The 14,417-nt window shown below is 67.4% G+C and carries 12 protein-coding genes; 11 read left to right on the top strand and 1 reads right to left on the bottom strand.

The features are described 5' to 3' along the window. The first annotated feature begins 62 nt into the window (after nt 1–62). Complete coding sequence (locus IG171_RS00695) at nt 63–2,219, top strand: helicase-associated domain-containing protein (protein WP_249203901.1); 2,157 nt, start codon at nt 63–65, stop codon at nt 2,217–2,219. A gap of 145 nt (nt 2,220–2,364) precedes the next feature. After that, a complete protein-coding gene (locus IG171_RS00690; protein WP_212129080.1) occupies nt 2,365–3,999 on the top strand; it encodes a DNA repair helicase XPB in 1,635 nt (544 codons plus the stop codon). Between the two features lie 90 nt (nt 4,000–4,089). Here the strand turns inward: IG171_RS00690 and IG171_RS00685 are convergent, their stop codons facing one another. Then, entirely contained in the window at nt 4,090–5,055 is a 966-nt protein-coding gene (locus tag IG171_RS00685; protein ID WP_212129078.1) for a DMT family transporter, read from the bottom strand. 390 nt (nt 5,056–5,445) lie between these two features. Here IG171_RS00685 and IG171_RS00680 point away from each other — a divergent pair, with 390 nt between their 5' ends. From IG171_RS00680 to htpX, 9 genes are all read left to right on the top strand, one after another. After that, entirely contained in the window at nt 5,446–6,045 is a 600-nt protein-coding gene (locus tag IG171_RS00680; protein ID WP_212129076.1) for a CGNR zinc finger domain-containing protein, read from the top strand. Between the two features lie 14 nt (nt 6,046–6,059). Next, nucleotides 6,060–6,836 (top strand): hypothetical protein, encoded by a 777-nt coding sequence (locus IG171_RS00675; RefSeq protein WP_212129073.1) that lies wholly within the window; start codon nt 6,060–6,062, stop codon nt 6,834–6,836. Nucleotides 6,837–7,052: 216 nt separating this feature from the next. Beyond that, nucleotides 7,053–7,811 (top strand): response regulator transcription factor, encoded by a 759-nt coding sequence (locus tag IG171_RS00670; protein ID WP_209323837.1) that lies wholly within the window; start codon nt 7,053–7,055, stop codon nt 7,809–7,811. Nucleotides 7,812–7,841: 30 nt separating this feature from the next. Further along, complete coding sequence (locus IG171_RS00665; protein WP_212129071.1) at nt 7,842–9,662, top strand: HAMP domain-containing sensor histidine kinase; 1,821 nt, start codon at nt 7,842–7,844, stop codon at nt 9,660–9,662. Further along, nucleotides 9,659–11,644 (top strand): trypsin-like peptidase domain-containing protein, encoded by a 1,986-nt coding sequence (locus IG171_RS00660; RefSeq protein WP_212129069.1) that lies wholly within the window; start codon nt 9,659–9,661, stop codon nt 11,642–11,644. Before IG171_RS00665 ends, IG171_RS00660 begins: the two co-directional genes overlap by 4 nt. A 268-nt stretch (nt 11,645–11,912) precedes the next feature. Continuing rightward, complete coding sequence (locus IG171_RS00655; RefSeq protein WP_212129068.1) at nt 11,913–12,200, top strand: WXG100 family type VII secretion target; 288 nt, start codon at nt 11,913–11,915, stop codon at nt 12,198–12,200. Nucleotides 12,201–12,376: 176 nt separating this feature from the next. After that, complete coding sequence (locus IG171_RS00650) at nt 12,377–13,126, top strand: PspA/IM30 family protein (protein ID WP_212129067.1); 750 nt, start codon at nt 12,377–12,379, stop codon at nt 13,124–13,126. Next, nucleotides 13,123–13,407 carry a hypothetical protein gene (locus IG171_RS00645; RefSeq protein WP_212129066.1) on the top strand — a complete coding sequence of 95 codons (285 nt, stop codon included), beginning with the start codon at nt 13,123–13,125 and terminating at the stop codon, nt 13,405–13,407. Before IG171_RS00650 ends, IG171_RS00645 begins: the two co-directional genes overlap by 4 nt. An 85-nt stretch (nt 13,408–13,492) precedes the next feature. Continuing rightward, nucleotides 13,493–14,404 carry a zinc metalloprotease HtpX gene (gene htpX / locus IG171_RS00640; protein ID WP_212129065.1) on the top strand — a complete coding sequence of 304 codons (912 nt, stop codon included), beginning with the start codon at nt 13,493–13,495 and terminating at the stop codon, nt 14,402–14,404. Nucleotides 14,405–14,417 lie beyond the last annotated feature (13 nt).

Here is a 14,417-nt window from a genome sequence, read left to right as displayed (position 1 = left end):
CCTTGAGATCCATGGTCCTGCACTGCCCCTCCATTGTACCCCTCGCGATAGACTGAGCGGCGATGTCAATGACCTTCAGCCAGTGGCTGTCCCACAGTGCAGATGCCGAGTTCGAGTCCTTCGTCCGGACACGACGCGACCTCCTCCGACCCGAGTCACCGACGATCGGCGCCCTGGCCGCGGCCGCTTCCTCGCGCATCGGCGTCTCCCGCGGGATCGAAGCCCTCGACGCCGACGAACTCGAAGTCCTCATCAGCCTGGCCACGGCGGCCCGCACGACCTCGGAGATCGCCGTCGGTGAGAATCCTCATATCGACCCCGCCCGCGCCGAGGCGGCCCTGCCCCGACTGCGCGATCTCGGCCTGGCCTGGCCGACGTCCGGGACCGGTCCGTCCGAAGCCTCCGACACCGCCTCCGTCCTGGCCGCCCACCCTGTGTGGCGGATCCAGTCCGAAGCCATCACCCTCCTGCCGACCTCGGCGGCCGAGTCCGGCCGTGCCCGTCCCTGGCAGATCGATCCGGCCACAGTCGATGCGAGCACCGCCACGATCGCACAGCCGCTGATCCACAACAGCGAACAGGCCGCCGTCGCCGAGGTGATCTCCTCTCTGCGCGGTCTCGTCGACGAGCTCGCCGCTGCCCCGATCTCCCGGCTGACCAGCGGCGGAATCTCCAAACGGGACGTGTCCCGGCTCGCCGGCACCCTCGACCTCGGTCTCGAGCAGACGATCACGCTGCTGCTGGCGGCGAAGTCGCTGCGCCTCATCGGCGTCCTCGACGATGCGCTCGACCCGCAGTGGACGGCCGCCGACGACGCCGACTCCGTCCTCGCCGGCGATCGCGCCGAGCTCTGGGCGGGACTCGTGGCCGCGTGGCTGCGCGAGTCCCTCGATGTCACCCAGGTCGCGGCCGGAGCGAGTGAGAACGAACGCCTGACCGTGCTGGCCACCCCGAAGAAGGCCCTGTTCAAAGGCTACGGCCAGTCCGTGCCCGCGATGCCGATGCTGCGGCTGAGCGTCCTCGCCGTCCTGGCCGACATCGGTCTGGGCACGGCACGGTCCGCCCGGTGGATCCACGCCGAGGTGCTGCGCCGACATCCGCTGCTGCAGGCCCACGACTTCGCGAAGACCGAATCGGTGCTCCACACCTGCGTGAACCTGGGCTTGGCGACCACTCCCCTGCAGCAGCCCGAGCACTTCGGGCCCAGCCGCTTCGGCCTCCGCCTGGCCGCGGGCCTGGACAGGGCGATGGTCGAGTACGCCCGCCAGGACCCGTCGATCGCACCGCTGGGCATCGGCCTCGAGGCCATCGAGGTGCCCGGCGACGTGATCGCCGCCGTCACCGACGGCCTCGGCAGCGAAGTCGAGAAGGTGCTCATCCAATCGGACCTCACGGCCGTGGCGACCGGGCCGATCGAACCGCGGGTCCACCACATCCTGCGCCGCTACGCCGTCGTCGAGGCCCGCGGTCAGGGCACGGTCTACCGCATCGACGCCGACACCATCGAAGCGAGCATGCAGTCGGGGCTGAGCCCGGAGGACGTCCTGGCCGAGCTCGCCGAGATCAGTGTCGAGGCGCTGCCCTCGACCCTGGAGTTCCTCGTCAACAGCACCGCGACCAAGCTGCGTCGGGTCCGCGTGGCCGGGGCCCGAGCCGTGCTCATCGTCGACGACCCGGTCGACCTCGACGTCATCCTCTCCGATCAGGCGATGCTGCCGGCCGGTCTCGAAAGGCTGGCTCCGACGGTCGCGATCGCTCAGCTGGGACCGGAGCGGACGATGCACCTGCTCGAGGCCGGCGACCATCACGCCCTGCTCCACTCCGCGACCGCGCCGGCTCGCAGGCGACGGGTGATCACCCAGTCCGAACCCGAGGTGAACGTGCGCAGGCGTCCGCGCGTCACCGACGGCCACCTCGGCGAGTACATCCGGATCCTGCGCTCCTCGCCGACCGGGGTGAGTGAACCGGCGAGCACGGACGAGCCCTTGGGACTGATGGATCGGCTGCGGGAGGCGGCCGAGGCCAAGACCCGCGTCCTCATCCGGATCGCCGATTCGCAGGGCCGCGAGCGCACCGTCGAGATGCTGCCGGCCACGCTCAACGCCGGCCGGGTGCGCGGGACGGTCACGTCCACCGGCGCCGAGGCGTCCCTGTCCATCGCCCGCATCATCAGCGTCGATCCCGCCGCCCCACCCGCTGATGGGGGCCCTGCCGACTGAGGGGGGGAACAATTGGGCGGGAGTCTGCGTTGTCCCCTCTGGCGTCGGCGCAATCGGCCCCGGAGCAACGGCCCCGGAGCAACGGCCCCGGAGCAATCGGCACAGGAAGCGCCCGACGACAGAGCACTCGGGAATGGGAGTTTGAATGAATGGTCCGCTGATCGTGCAGTCCGATCGGACTGTGCTGCTGGAATCGGGGCACCCCCTGGCCGTCGAGGCGGCCGTGGCCATCGCCCCGTTCGCACAGCTGTCACGGACCCCCGAATACATCCACACCTATACGATCACGCCCTTGGGACTGTGGAATGCCCGCGCCAGCGGACACGACGCCGAATCCGTCGTCGACGTCCTGCTCGAGTTCGCGAAGTATCCGGTCCCGCACGAACTGCTCGTCGAAATCGTCGACATCATGGACCGCTTCGGTGTGCTCACCCTCATCGACCATCCGCTCCATGGGCTGACACTGACCTCGACGGAGACGGGCCTGCTCGATCAGCTCCTCGACCAGCCGGACCTCGTCGGCAAGTTCGGCAAGCGCATCGACGCCGAATCCGTGCTCGTCCACCCCTCGGAACGCGGTGAGCTCAAGCATGCGCTGCTGCAGCTGGGCCACCCGGTCTCCGACCATGCCGGCTATGTCGACGGCGAGGCTCACGAGATCGACCTGTCCGATGACGCCCACGGCGGGAAGTGGCATCTGCGCGACTACCAGCGCCAGGCCATCGACCAGTCGCTGGCCGGTGAGTCCGGAGTCGTCGTGCTGCCCTGCGGTGCGGGCAAGACCATCGTCGGTGTGGCCACGATGTCGCGGGTGCAGACGACGACGCTCATCCTCGTGACGAACTCGGTGTCGGCGAAGCAGTGGAAGGACGAGATCCTGGCCCGAACCACCCTGACCGAGGACGAGGTCGGTGAGTACTCGGGGTCGACGAAGGAGATCCGTCCGATCACCATCGCCACGTATCAGGTTCTGACGACCCGGCGGAAGGGCTCCTACCTCCACCTCGAGCTCCTCGACGCCAAGGACTGGGGTCTGGTCATCTACGACGAGGTGCATCTGCTGCCGGCGCCGATCTTCCGGCTGACCGCGAGCCTGCAGGCCCGGCGGCGTCTGGGCCTGACCGCGACCCTGGTGCGTGAGGACGGGCGGGAGGACGAGGTGTTCTCCCTCATCGGACCCAAGCAGTACGAGGTCCCGTGGAAGGAGCTCGAACGGCTCGGCTTCATCGCCTCGGCGGCCTGCCATGAGGTGCGGGTGCGCCTCGACGGCGGGACGCGGACGGCCTATGCCCGCGCCGACGGTGAGGACCGGTACCGGTTGGCCGCGACCTCGGATGCGAAGCTGCCGATCGTGTCCGAACTCGTCGCCGACCATCCCGACGCCCAGATCCTCGTCATCGGCCAGTACCTCGACCAGCTCGAGGAGATCGGGGCCGAACTCGGCGCACCCGTGCTCACCGGGCAGACCCCGGAGGCAGAGCGTCAGGAGCTCTTCCGCGAATTCCGGTCCGGTGAGATCCCGGTCCTCGTGGTCTCGAAGGTCGCGAACTTCTCCGTGGATCTGCCGGCCGCCTCGGTGGCGATCCAGGTCTCCGGTGCCTTCGGCTCACGTCAGGAGGAAGCCCAGCGGCTCGGGCGGATCCTGCGTCCGAAGGAGGATCAGGGCTCGGCGACCTTCTACACCGTGGTCGCCGCCGACACCGTCGATGAGCACTTCGCCGCTCAGCGCCGCCGCTTCCTCACCGAGCAGGGCTACGGCTACAGCATCGAAGTCCGGTGAGAACGGCCGGCTGAGCACGGCCGATTGAGCACCGCCGGCTGAGTACGGCCGGCTGAGCACCGCCGGCGTCAGTAAGCGTGAGAACGGCCCTCAGGCGTCGACGAGCGAGGTGTGCTCGGAGCGGGCGACGACCTCGCGCCGGGCCACGCGACGGGCCAGCCTGGCCTCGCCCCACTTGATGAACCCGACTCCGCCGAGGATGAACACGCCGCCGAAGAGCTGGATGGGAGCGGGCATCTCGAAGAGAACGAGCCAGGCGACGATGACGGAGAACGGGACCTCGACGAGGTTGACGAAGGAGCCGACGGTCGCGCCGATGTAGCGCAGGCCGAGGATGCCGGTGACGTAGGCACCGACGGTGAAGACGACGATCATCGACATCGGCACGATCCACGACATCGCGATCCCGCCGAAGTCGACATCGCCGAAGGCCGCACCGGCGGGCATGATCCCCGCGAGCACGATCAGCGACATCGCCAGCGAGCCGATTCCCATGCCGAGTCCCGTCAGGGCAACCGGCGGAAGAGTGATCGTGTCCTTGGCGGAGACGAGGAAGTAGCTGGCCAGGCACACGGCCGCGGCCATGGCCATGACCACGCCGAAGATGCTGATCGAGGATCCGCGCAGGTTGAGCACGAGCAGGAGGCCGATCATCGAGACCACGACGCCGATGAACGTCACCGTCGCCGGCCGCGTCCGCGTCCGCGCCCAGATCCAGAACACGATGAGCATCGGCGCGGTCATCTCGAGCAGCAGGGCCACAGCCACGGTGAGGTGTTCGACGGCCACGAAGTAGAAGCCCTGGACCCCGGCCATGGAGACCAGGCCGTAGGTGACGACGGTGCGCCAGTGCCTGAGCACTTCGTCCCACCGGCCGCGCAGGGCGATGAGGGTGGGGATGAGCAGCAGGACGGCCGATCCGGCCAAGCGGATGAGCACGACCGATCCCGGGGTCCAGCCGATTGCGTACATCGTCTTCGCGATCGGTCCCGACACCGCAAAGAAGAACGCGGAGGCAAGGGTGAGCAGGAACCCCACGATGACGGAACGACTCATTCTTGACCTCCTGAAGTGCTGGTGCGCGGGTGGATCGGACAGAGGCCAAGGCCCCCGCCGAGGCGGCTCGTCGACTCGGCGCGCGTGCGCGCCGCAACGGCCCGTGCATGCGCGCCGCAGCGGGCACGTGCGCTGCAGCGGCAGGTGAGCCGCAGCGGGCACGTGCGCAGGCCGTGCTCGGCACATGCGTCATGGTCGGCGCATCTGCCGCGCATGGCGCGGATGTCGTGGTCGGCGAGTCTGGGTTCGGTGGCGCGTGGGCGCCGGTTCGCGGCACCGACGGCGGCTTCGCCGCGCGTACGGTGCCGTGCAGCTTCAGTATCGACCACGGCCTTGAAATGAGTCAAATGCATTTTGGTCCTTACATCATGTGGCAGAATGGACCTCGCCATGACCTTTGCCTATGACATCCGCTCGAATCTCACGATGCTCGTCGACCTCCTCAACACCTCAGGGGACATCGCCGCGGACGGTGACGAGCTGACGACGACCGCCAAACTCCGCGAATTCGCGGCCCGACACGACTTCTCAGGCCCGCTGATCGCGGCCGCAAGCGATGTCGAGGACACGCTGCGCCTGCGGGCACGGTTCGCCGCCGCACTCGATTCGAGCATCGACGCCGAGACCGACGAGGAGTTCGAAACCGGCACCGAGGCGGTCGTCAATGAGATCAATCTCACCCTCGGCAACTCCGGCTCCGTGCCGCAATTGGTCAAACACGACGGCTGGGACTGGCATCTGCATGCCACCGGCTCCTCAGCGAGCCTGGCCGATCGCGTGGCCGCCGATGTCGCCCTCGTCCTCATCGACCTCATCCGCTCCGGCGACCTCGACCGGCTCGGCCGGTGCGCCGCCGATGACTGCCGCGCCTATCTGGCCGACTTCACCCGCAACCGCTCGAAGCGCTTCTGCGACACCGGCGGATGCGCCAACCGCACCCACGTCGCGGCCTTCCGCGCCCGACGTTCCGACGCCGACTCCCACATCTGACAGAGGAGCCGACCATGTCACTGCAGCCCTTGCGCATCACCGCCGGACGCAGGCTCGCCGCCGGCCTCGCAGGCATCATCACCATGTCGGCCACGCTGACGTCGGGCTTCGCCCTTGCGGCGCTGGCCTTCCTTCCCGCGGGCTCCGAAGGGCTGCTGAGCGAAAAATTCCTCTTCAGCGCCCTCGCCGTCATCGTGGCCCTCGTCTCTGCCACCATCAGCTTTCTGCTCGTGCTCGCAGCCCTCGGCCGCTTCTGCACCGGCGGCAGCCTGTCCCGATTCTTCCGATACCAGCTGGCAGCACTCGGAGCCGGCGGCGGGCTCGGCCTCGGCTTCGCTCCAGCCATGACGGATGCGGCCCCGGTCTGGTGGGTGATTGCGATCGCCGCCGCTCTCGGACTCATCGCCGTCTCCCTGCTCGCCTTCCGCAAGGCCCGCTATCCGATCCTCGAGCGCCCGCCTCACTCCGGCATCGGCCTGGCCGAAGGCAGGGTCGTCGACTATTCGTCCGCCCCCCAGGCCAGAGCACCGAGTCTGGCAGTGGTTCATTTCATCGATGCCCAGGGCCGAGAGCGCTGGGTCCGCCACCTCGTCCAGCAGAGTCCGTCGATGCAGGGCACGGTCGGCCAAGTGGTCTACGACCGCAACCGCCCCGAACGGGTCCGGCGCTTCGCCGTCACGCACCAGCTCTTGGACCTCCGTCCGCCGCGCGAGATTCGAGAGAACCCTGCATCTCGACCGCATCACGTCACCCCGATGCCGCCCGGCCATCTGCCGCCCCGGCGACGCTGAGCGGAGCCCACCCACGCACGGCCGCCTCGGCGAGCATTTCTGTGCCCGCCCTGATCGCAGCCATCCTCTTCCCTGAAATTCGCCCTCCGTTCCTGAGAACGAATGCCTCGAACGGGACTCGGATCGACTTTCCTGGGAACTTTTCTGTGTCGCACTTCACAATGGCATTCAGCTGCCATCCAGACGACTCCCAGAAACGGGTCTCAGACTGGTCCCATGACTACCGCACAGAACGATGCCGACATCGAAGCCACCCTGCTCGTTGTCGATGATGAGCCCAATATCCGCGAACTCCTGTCGACCAGTCTCCGCTTCGCCGGCTTCGACGTCGTCTCCGCCGCCAACGGCGCCGAGGCGCTGCGCCTGGCCGAGCAGACCGACGTCGACCTCCTCGTCCTCGACGTGATGCTGCCGGACATGGACGGCTTCACCGTCACTCGCCGCCTGCGCCAGATCGGCATGAACGCTCCCGTCGTCTTCCTCACCGCGCGTGATGACACCTCGGACAAGATCACCGGTCTGACCGTCGGCGGCGATGACTATGTGACCAAGCCCTTCAGCCTCGAAGAGGTCGTCGCCCGCATCCGCGCCGTCCTCCGCCGCACCCGCAGCCTCGAGGACGAGGAGAACGCCGTCATCGTGGCGGGCGACCTCGAGCTCGACGACGACACCCACGAGGTCCGCCGCTCCGGCATCCTCATCGACCTCTCCCCCACCGAGTTCAAGCTGCTGCGCTACCTCATGCTCAACACGAACCGCGTGCTGTCGAAGTCGCAGATCCTCGACCACGTGTGGGAGTACGACTTCGGCGGCGACACCGGCATCGTCGAGTCCTACATCTCCTATCTGCGTCGCAAGATCGACGTCACTCCGGAAACGGACGCCGCCGGTCACCCGGTCGAGATGGAATGGACTCCGATGATCCAGACCAAGCGCGGGGTCGGCTACATGCTGCGCACACCGGAATCCAAGTAGTCGTCCATGCAAGGGCGATAGATTACATACGTGGCAAAAGAACCCCGTCCCACCCGGCCCGGCTTCTGGGAAGAATGGTCGCTGACCACCAAGCTGCTGGCCATCATGATGCTCCTCATGCTGCTCGTCCTCACGGGGACGAGCGCATGGGTGTTGGAGAACCTCCGCGACAGCCTCGTCCAACGCACCGATGAACGCCTCATCAGTGCCTCCGAGACGCTGGCGCAGCAGGCCTATCGTGATGTGTTCCAGAACGCGGAGCTGCAGTCCGGGTCGGACTCCGACGACGAGGATGGGTCGTCGACGACGCTCGATTCGAACTCATGGGACCAGCTGCGCAGCCTCCTGCCCGGGGGCTTCTATGTGCAGTTCTACAACACCGACGGCGAGCCCATCCGCGACCCGGTCGCCCCGGAGCCGGACAACCGGCCGATCCTGCCGACGATCAACGAGAAGAAGGTCTATGCCCAGGGCGGCCAGCCGTTCACCGTCGCCGGAACGAACTCGCAGTGGCGGGCCCGTGCCATGAAGGTGAAGAACACCGATGTGCTCGTGTCCATCGCGGTGCCCTTCGACCGCGAGATCGACAACATCAACGAGCGTGCCCGCAACACGATGATCGGCATCGGCCTGATGGCCCTGGCGATGGTTGCGGGAGTCGGCTACTGGGCGATCAACAACACGTTCCGGCCGCTGCGCGACATCGAGAAGACCGCCTCTCGCATCGCCGCCGGTGACCTCAGTCAGCGCGTGCCCGTCTACCCGCGCAACACCGAGCTCGGGCGCCTGTCGGCGGCGCTGAACACCATGCTCGGGCGCATCGAGGACTCCTTCGACGGGCAGACCCGGTCCGAGAAGCGCATCCGCCAGTTCGTCTCCGACGCCTCGCACGAGCTGCGGACGCCGCTGGTGACGATCCGCGGCTACGCCGAGCTCTACCGGCAGGGGGCGATCACGAAGAGCGAGGACGTCGCCAACGCCATGGAGCGGATGGAGTCCGAGGCCAAGCGCATGGGTGTGCTCGTCGACGACCTCGTCGTGCTCGCCCGCCTCGACGAGCAGCGACCGGCCGAGATCGGTCCCATCGACATGCACAAGGTCGTCAGGGACGCCGCTGCCGATGCCGCCGCGCAGGCCCCGGACCGCGACATCAGCTTCATCGGACTCGACGGTGAGGACGCACAGCCGGTGCCGATGATCCGCGGATCCGAACCGAAGATCCGCCAGGTCATCGTCAACCTCGCCGGCAACGCCGTGCGCCACACTCCCGAGCACGCCGCGATCGAGTTCGCCGTCGGTGTGGTCGGACTGCCCGAGGACGCCGACGCCGATTCCGGAGACGCCGACGACGGCCAGTCCACGGCCAAGGGCCAGAACGGAAGGAGCGGCACGCGCAACGGGGCGAAGGAGAAGACCCGTGAGCGCGGATTCGTCACCGGCGGGGTCCGCATCTTCCGCCGAGGCGACTCCGCCGGCAACGATCAGGCTGACGCGCAGGAGCCGGAGGGCATCGTCCCCGATGTCACGGCGGCGGGCTCGATCACGGTCGATGACTCCCTGCGCGGATTCCCGAACGGTCGGGTCCGCTTCGAGGTCAGGGACCACGGCGAGGGAATCGACCCCGAGATGGTCCCGCGGATCTTCGAGCGCTTCTATCGCCTCGACGTGTCCCGGACCAGGGACACCGGCGGGTCCGGCCTGGGACTGTCGATCGTCAAGGCGATCGTGGAGAATCACCACGGCACGATCTCGGTCCACGAAACCTCGGGCGGCGGTGCAACGTTCCGCATCGACCTGCCCATCTCTGAAACAGGCGACTCCACTGCGGAGGCACGAAAGGACGAGCGATGAGTGAGAACAACCATCCCCAGGATCCGGATGAGACGTCCCGCAACCGCGGACGGCACGGGGATCAGGACTACCGCACGTTCCCGAACCGGGAGGGCCGCGACCCCGCGTCGCCCGAGGTTCCGCGCACTTTCCCGAACTCCCCGTCCTCGTCCGCGGGTCGCGGAGCGAACGGTGCCGCCGGGCGCAGCAGCGGCCCGGCACGTGTGAGCCCTCCCGTCGCACCTGGCGAACCCCGCCCCGATGCGCAGCCCGGGTCCCAGTCCGCGACGCGGCCCGGGGCGCAGTCTGCGTCTCGGTCAGGGCACTCGTCGCAGGACGATCGCCCCGGCTCCGAACAGCCCACTCAGGCTCAGAGCCCTGTGGACGGCAGCTTCGGTGCGGACGGCCGTCCCTCCCAGCAGCAAGGCCGGCAACCTGAGCACGGCCCGCAGTCCGGTCGGCCCCAGCCGCCGTCCCCGTACCAGCAGAACGGACAGAACCCGACCCAGCAGCCGGGCCAGCAGCCGGGACACCCGCAGGGCGGCCAGTACGCGGGCCGGCAGCAGGGGATCCAACATGGGCAGCAGCAATCCGGACAGCCGGGCCAGCCCGGGCAGGGCGGTTCGCAGGCGTACCCCGGCGGCCCTCAGCCGCCGTCCTCGGGTTCCCAGCATCCGAACGGGACACAGCCTCCTGGTGGGGGCCAGTATCCGACCGGCTCCCAGGACTCTGCTTACCCAGCCGCCTATCCCGCAGCGGGTGGCCACCCGGCAGGGGCCGGCACCCACCTGGCAAATATCGGATCGCAGCCCGGCGCCATGGGTGCCTACTCCGGTCCGGGTGAGCCCGGCGGGCCGGACGGGTTCGGCCCCTACGGGCCGCAGCAGCCGCCTCGGCGGGAGAAGAAGGGCCCCGGGTGGGGCGCGACGATCGCGATCGCGGCCATCGCCGCCCTCCTCGGCGGCGCGCTCGCCTTCGGCGGCAACTATGCGATGTCCGCTCTCCAGGGCGATGAACCGCGCAAGGTCGCCGATCAGACGATCGAGACTCCGGACTGGACCCAGGTGGCGGAGAAGACCTCGGAAAGCGTGATGTCGATCCAGATCGGGACCAACGGTCAGGTGCAGGGCCTGGGCTCGGGTGCGCTCTATGACGACCAGGGACACGTGATCACGAACAACCACGTCGTCGCTCCCGCCGACACTCCGGGAGGTGAGATCGCCGTGACCATGAAGAACGGTGAGACCACGGAGGCCGAGATCGTCGGCCGCGACCCCTCGACGGACATCGCCATCATCGAGCTCGAGCAGGTGCCCGACGGCGTCGAACCGCTGGAGGTGGGCGATTCGAAGAAGCTCGACGTGGGCGATCCGGTCATGGCTCTGGGCAACCCGCTGGGCCTCGCCGACTCCGTGACCACGGGCATCGTCTCCGCGCTCGACCGCCCGGTGTCGACGGAGAACATCGGCGAGGACGCCTCCTCATCGGAGAAGGAGCTGACGATCACGAATGCCATCCAGACCGATGCCGCGATCAACCCGGGCAACTCCGGCGGTCCGCTCGTCGACGGCAACGGTCGGTTCATCGGAGTCAACTCGGCCGCGGCCTCGCTGAGCCAGGCCGGCGAGGGCGAACGGTCGGGGTCGATCGGCATCGGCTTCGCCATCCCCTCCAACCAGGCGGTGATGATCGCCGATCAGCTCATCGCCAACGGCAAGGCCCAGCATCCCTTCCTCGGCATCACTCTCACCGACGGCCACATCAACAGCGGAGGCATCTCTCGAGGCAGCGCCAAGGTGCAGTCGGTCCAGGGCGGCACGCCCGCGGACAAGGCCGGACTCAAGGACGGCGACGACATCATCGAGGTGGCCGGCACCAAGGTGAACAATGCCATCGCCCTGCGTGCCCTCGTCCGCGCGCAGCCGGTGAACAAACCGGTCGAGATCACCCTGGTGCGCGGCGGACAGGAGCAGAAGGTCGATGTGACGCTCGTGCTGCAGTAGCCGCGGTCACGGACTCGAAGTCCCCCGGAACCCTGCAGGCCCGACCGCCTGTCCACGGACCGCGGACAGGCGGTCGCCTGCACGTGCGGACTCAACCACATGAGCCTGGGGACGCGGTCACGACTCGCCCACGGGGAGGGTGTGGACAGCCGAGCGCTGTCCACACCCTCTTTCCGTGCTCTTTTCGCCCCGGACCGTGCGGTCGGCACTGGTCTCGACCCGCCCGCGCCGGGCGGGAGAACCGCACCCCAGACCGTGAGGAGCCATCATGAGTTTCGAAGTCGACGCCGAACGCGTCCAGTCCGCTGCCACCGCCACCGCAGGCACTTCTCGCAATCTCGTGTCCGAGGCGCAGACGATGCTGCGCAATCTGCTGGCCCTCCAGGAATGCTGGCGCGGAAGCGCGGCTCAGAACTTCCAGGCAGTGATCAATCAGTGGGAAGGCGCACAGAAACAGCTCTTCGAATCCCTCGACTCCATCCACGGCGCACTCAACACAGCGGCCCAGCAGTACTCGGAGGTCGAAGCCGCGAACTCGCGTCTCTTCGCCCCCTGATCACCTGCGATCGGGCCGGCAAGTCTCGTCGTTCTCGTGGTCGGCGTCTGGCAAACTATCAGCCTTTCTTAGTAGGCTGAGAGCGATAGTTCGCGGCGGTGTTGGCCAAGAATCTCCGGACCGGAGTGGAACGGCTTGGCAACGTCGGGTCAAACCAATGCAGGAGTCGACTACGGATGAGTATCTTCCAACGGATCGCGACGATCTTCGGTGCCAAGGCCAACAAGGCCCTGGACAAAGCCGAGAACCCCAACGAAACCCTTGACTATTCGTACCAGAAGCAGCTGGAGCTTCTGCAGAAGGTTCGCCGCGGTGTTGCCGATGTCGCCACCAGCCGCAAGCGCCTCGAACTGCAGATGAACCAGCTCGAGCAGCAGCAGGACAAGCTCTCCGGTCAGGCTCAGAAGGCCATGGAGATCGGACGCGAGGACCTCGCCCGCGAGGCCCTGACCCGCAAGTCCGGTCTCACTCAGCAGATCAACGACCTGCAGAGCCAGCACGAAGGGCTGCAGGGCGAGGAGCAGAAGCTCACCTTGGCCTCGCAGCGTCTGCAGGCCAAGGTCGACGCCTTCCGCACGAAGAAGGAGACGCTGAAGGCCACGTACAACGCCGCCGAGGCGCAGTCGAAGATCGGCGAGGCCTTCTCCGGCATCTCCGAGGAGCTCGGGGACGTCGGCATGGCCGTGCAGCGTGCCGAGGACAAGACCGCTTCGCTGCAGGCCCGTGCCGGTGCCGTCGACGAATTGCTCGCCTCCGGCGCCCTCGAGGACGTCACGGGCACGTCGAAGGACGACATCACCGCTCAGCTCGACGCGCTCTCCAGCGACAGCGACGTCGAGATGGAGCTCCAGCGGATGCGCGAGTCCCTGCCCGCCGGATCCGAATCCGAGCAGCAGAAGTCCCTCGAAGGGGATGATCAGCAATGATCATCCGCATCATGGGCGAAGGACAGTTCGACGTCGCCGATGTCGATCAGACTCTGCTGCAGAAGTACGACAACCAGGTCGAGGACGCCGTCAACGCCGGCAACGAGGAAGCCGTGAGGACCGCACTCAGCGCGCTCCAGGACTATGTCACGACCCATGGCAGTCCGGTCGCCGCTGACTACCTCGGCTCCTCCGATGTCGTCATCCCGTTCGTCGACGCCACTCTGGCCGAGATCGCAGAGCTGCTCACGGGCGAGGGCTTCATCCCGGACCCGGCCTGAAACCGAATACTGCAATGATGAACCCGGCCCATTGTCTTCGCACGAGACGGTGGGCCGGTTCTGCCACTGCCAGAGAGGAACAACGATGAAGAATCGCTTCGTCAAGGACAACGGACTGACCATGCGGATGGGATGGACGATCTTCCTCAATGGGCTCATCTATGTCGTGCTCATCCTGGCGATCTGGTGGATCGTCGGCCAGAGCATCGGCGGTGTCATCATCGCCGTCCTCGTCAGCGCCGGCGCGTTCTTCTTCCAGTGGTACTTCTCCGACAGGATCGCCATGCGAGCCATGGGCGGTCGGGAGGTCTCTGCCGAAGAGGCACCCGAACTCCATACGATCGTCGACCGGCTCTGCCAGCTCTCCGATTCGACGAAGCCGAGGGTGGCCGTGTCGAATTCGGCGATCCCCAACGCCTTCGCCACCGGACGGTCTCCCGAACGGTCCGTGGTGTGCGTGACCCGGGGGCTGCTCGAGAAGCTCGACCGGGACGAGGTCGAAGTGGTTCTCGCCCACGAACTCTCCCACGTCGCCCACCGCGACGTCACCGTGATGACCGTCGCCGGCGTCACCGGTGTGGTCGCGGCGCTGATGATGCGGGCCGGCTACTACATGAGCTTAGGACGGTCGAGCAACAATAACAACGGCATCCCGATCCAGCTGCTGTTCATCCTCGTCGGAGCCGTGGTCTACGGACTGTCCTTCATCCTCATCCGCAGTCTCTCCCGCTACCGGGAGCTCGCCGCCGACCGTGCCGCGGCCATTCTCACCGGAGCGCCGTCGACGCTGGCCTCGGCACTGACGAAACTCAGCGGGGACATGAGCAAGATCCCGGAGAAGGACCTGCGCTCGTCCGCCTCGGCGAACCATCTGGCGCTCATCCCGGCCGTCAGCGGCAAGGCCGCCATCGGCCAGCTCTTCTCGACCCACCCCTCGCTGGAGAAGCGTCTCGATCAGCTGTCGAAGATCTCCGCCCAGCTCTCGCGCCCCGAATGACCGAGCGCTGAGT

Source organism: Brevibacterium sp. SMBL_HHYL_HB1 (genome assembly GCF_018208375.1).
GTDB classification, from domain to species: Bacteria; Actinomycetota; Actinomycetes; order Actinomycetales; family Brevibacteriaceae; genus Brevibacterium; species Brevibacterium intestinavium.
This window is presented reverse-complemented; position numbering and strand designations above follow the sequence as displayed.

Excerpts from the sequence above, each read along its gene's own strand:
- IG171_RS00685 (WP_212129078.1), bottom strand. The coding sequence starts at position 5,055 with ATGAGTCGTTCCGTCATCGTGGGGTTCCTGCTCACCCTTGCCTCCGCG.
- IG171_RS00680 (WP_212129076.1), top strand. The coding sequence starts at position 5,446 with ATGACCTTTGCCTATGACATCCGCTCGAATCTCACGATGCTCGTCGAC.
- IG171_RS00645 (WP_212129066.1), top strand. The coding sequence starts at position 13,123 with ATGATCATCCGCATCATGGGCGAAGGACAGTTCGACGTCGCCGATGTC.
- IG171_RS00675 (WP_212129073.1), top strand. The coding sequence starts at position 6,060 with ATGTCACTGCAGCCCTTGCGCATCACCGCCGGACGCAGGCTCGCCGCC.
- IG171_RS00695 (WP_249203901.1), top strand. The coding sequence starts at position 63 with ATGTCAATGACCTTCAGCCAGTGGCTGTCCCACAGTGCAGATGCCGAG.
- IG171_RS00655 (WP_212129068.1), top strand. The coding sequence starts at position 11,913 with ATGAGTTTCGAAGTCGACGCCGAACGCGTCCAGTCCGCTGCCACCGCC.
- IG171_RS00670 (WP_209323837.1), top strand. The coding sequence starts at position 7,053 with ATGACTACCGCACAGAACGATGCCGACATCGAAGCCACCCTGCTCGTT.
- IG171_RS00650 (WP_212129067.1), top strand. The coding sequence starts at position 12,377 with ATGAGTATCTTCCAACGGATCGCGACGATCTTCGGTGCCAAGGCCAAC.
- IG171_RS00660 (WP_212129069.1), top strand. The coding sequence starts at position 9,659 with ATGAGTGAGAACAACCATCCCCAGGATCCGGATGAGACGTCCCGCAAC.
- IG171_RS00690 (WP_212129080.1), top strand. The coding sequence starts at position 2,365 with ATGAATGGTCCGCTGATCGTGCAGTCCGATCGGACTGTGCTGCTGGAA.
- htpX (WP_212129065.1), top strand. The coding sequence starts at position 13,493 with ATGAAGAATCGCTTCGTCAAGGACAACGGACTGACCATGCGGATGGGA.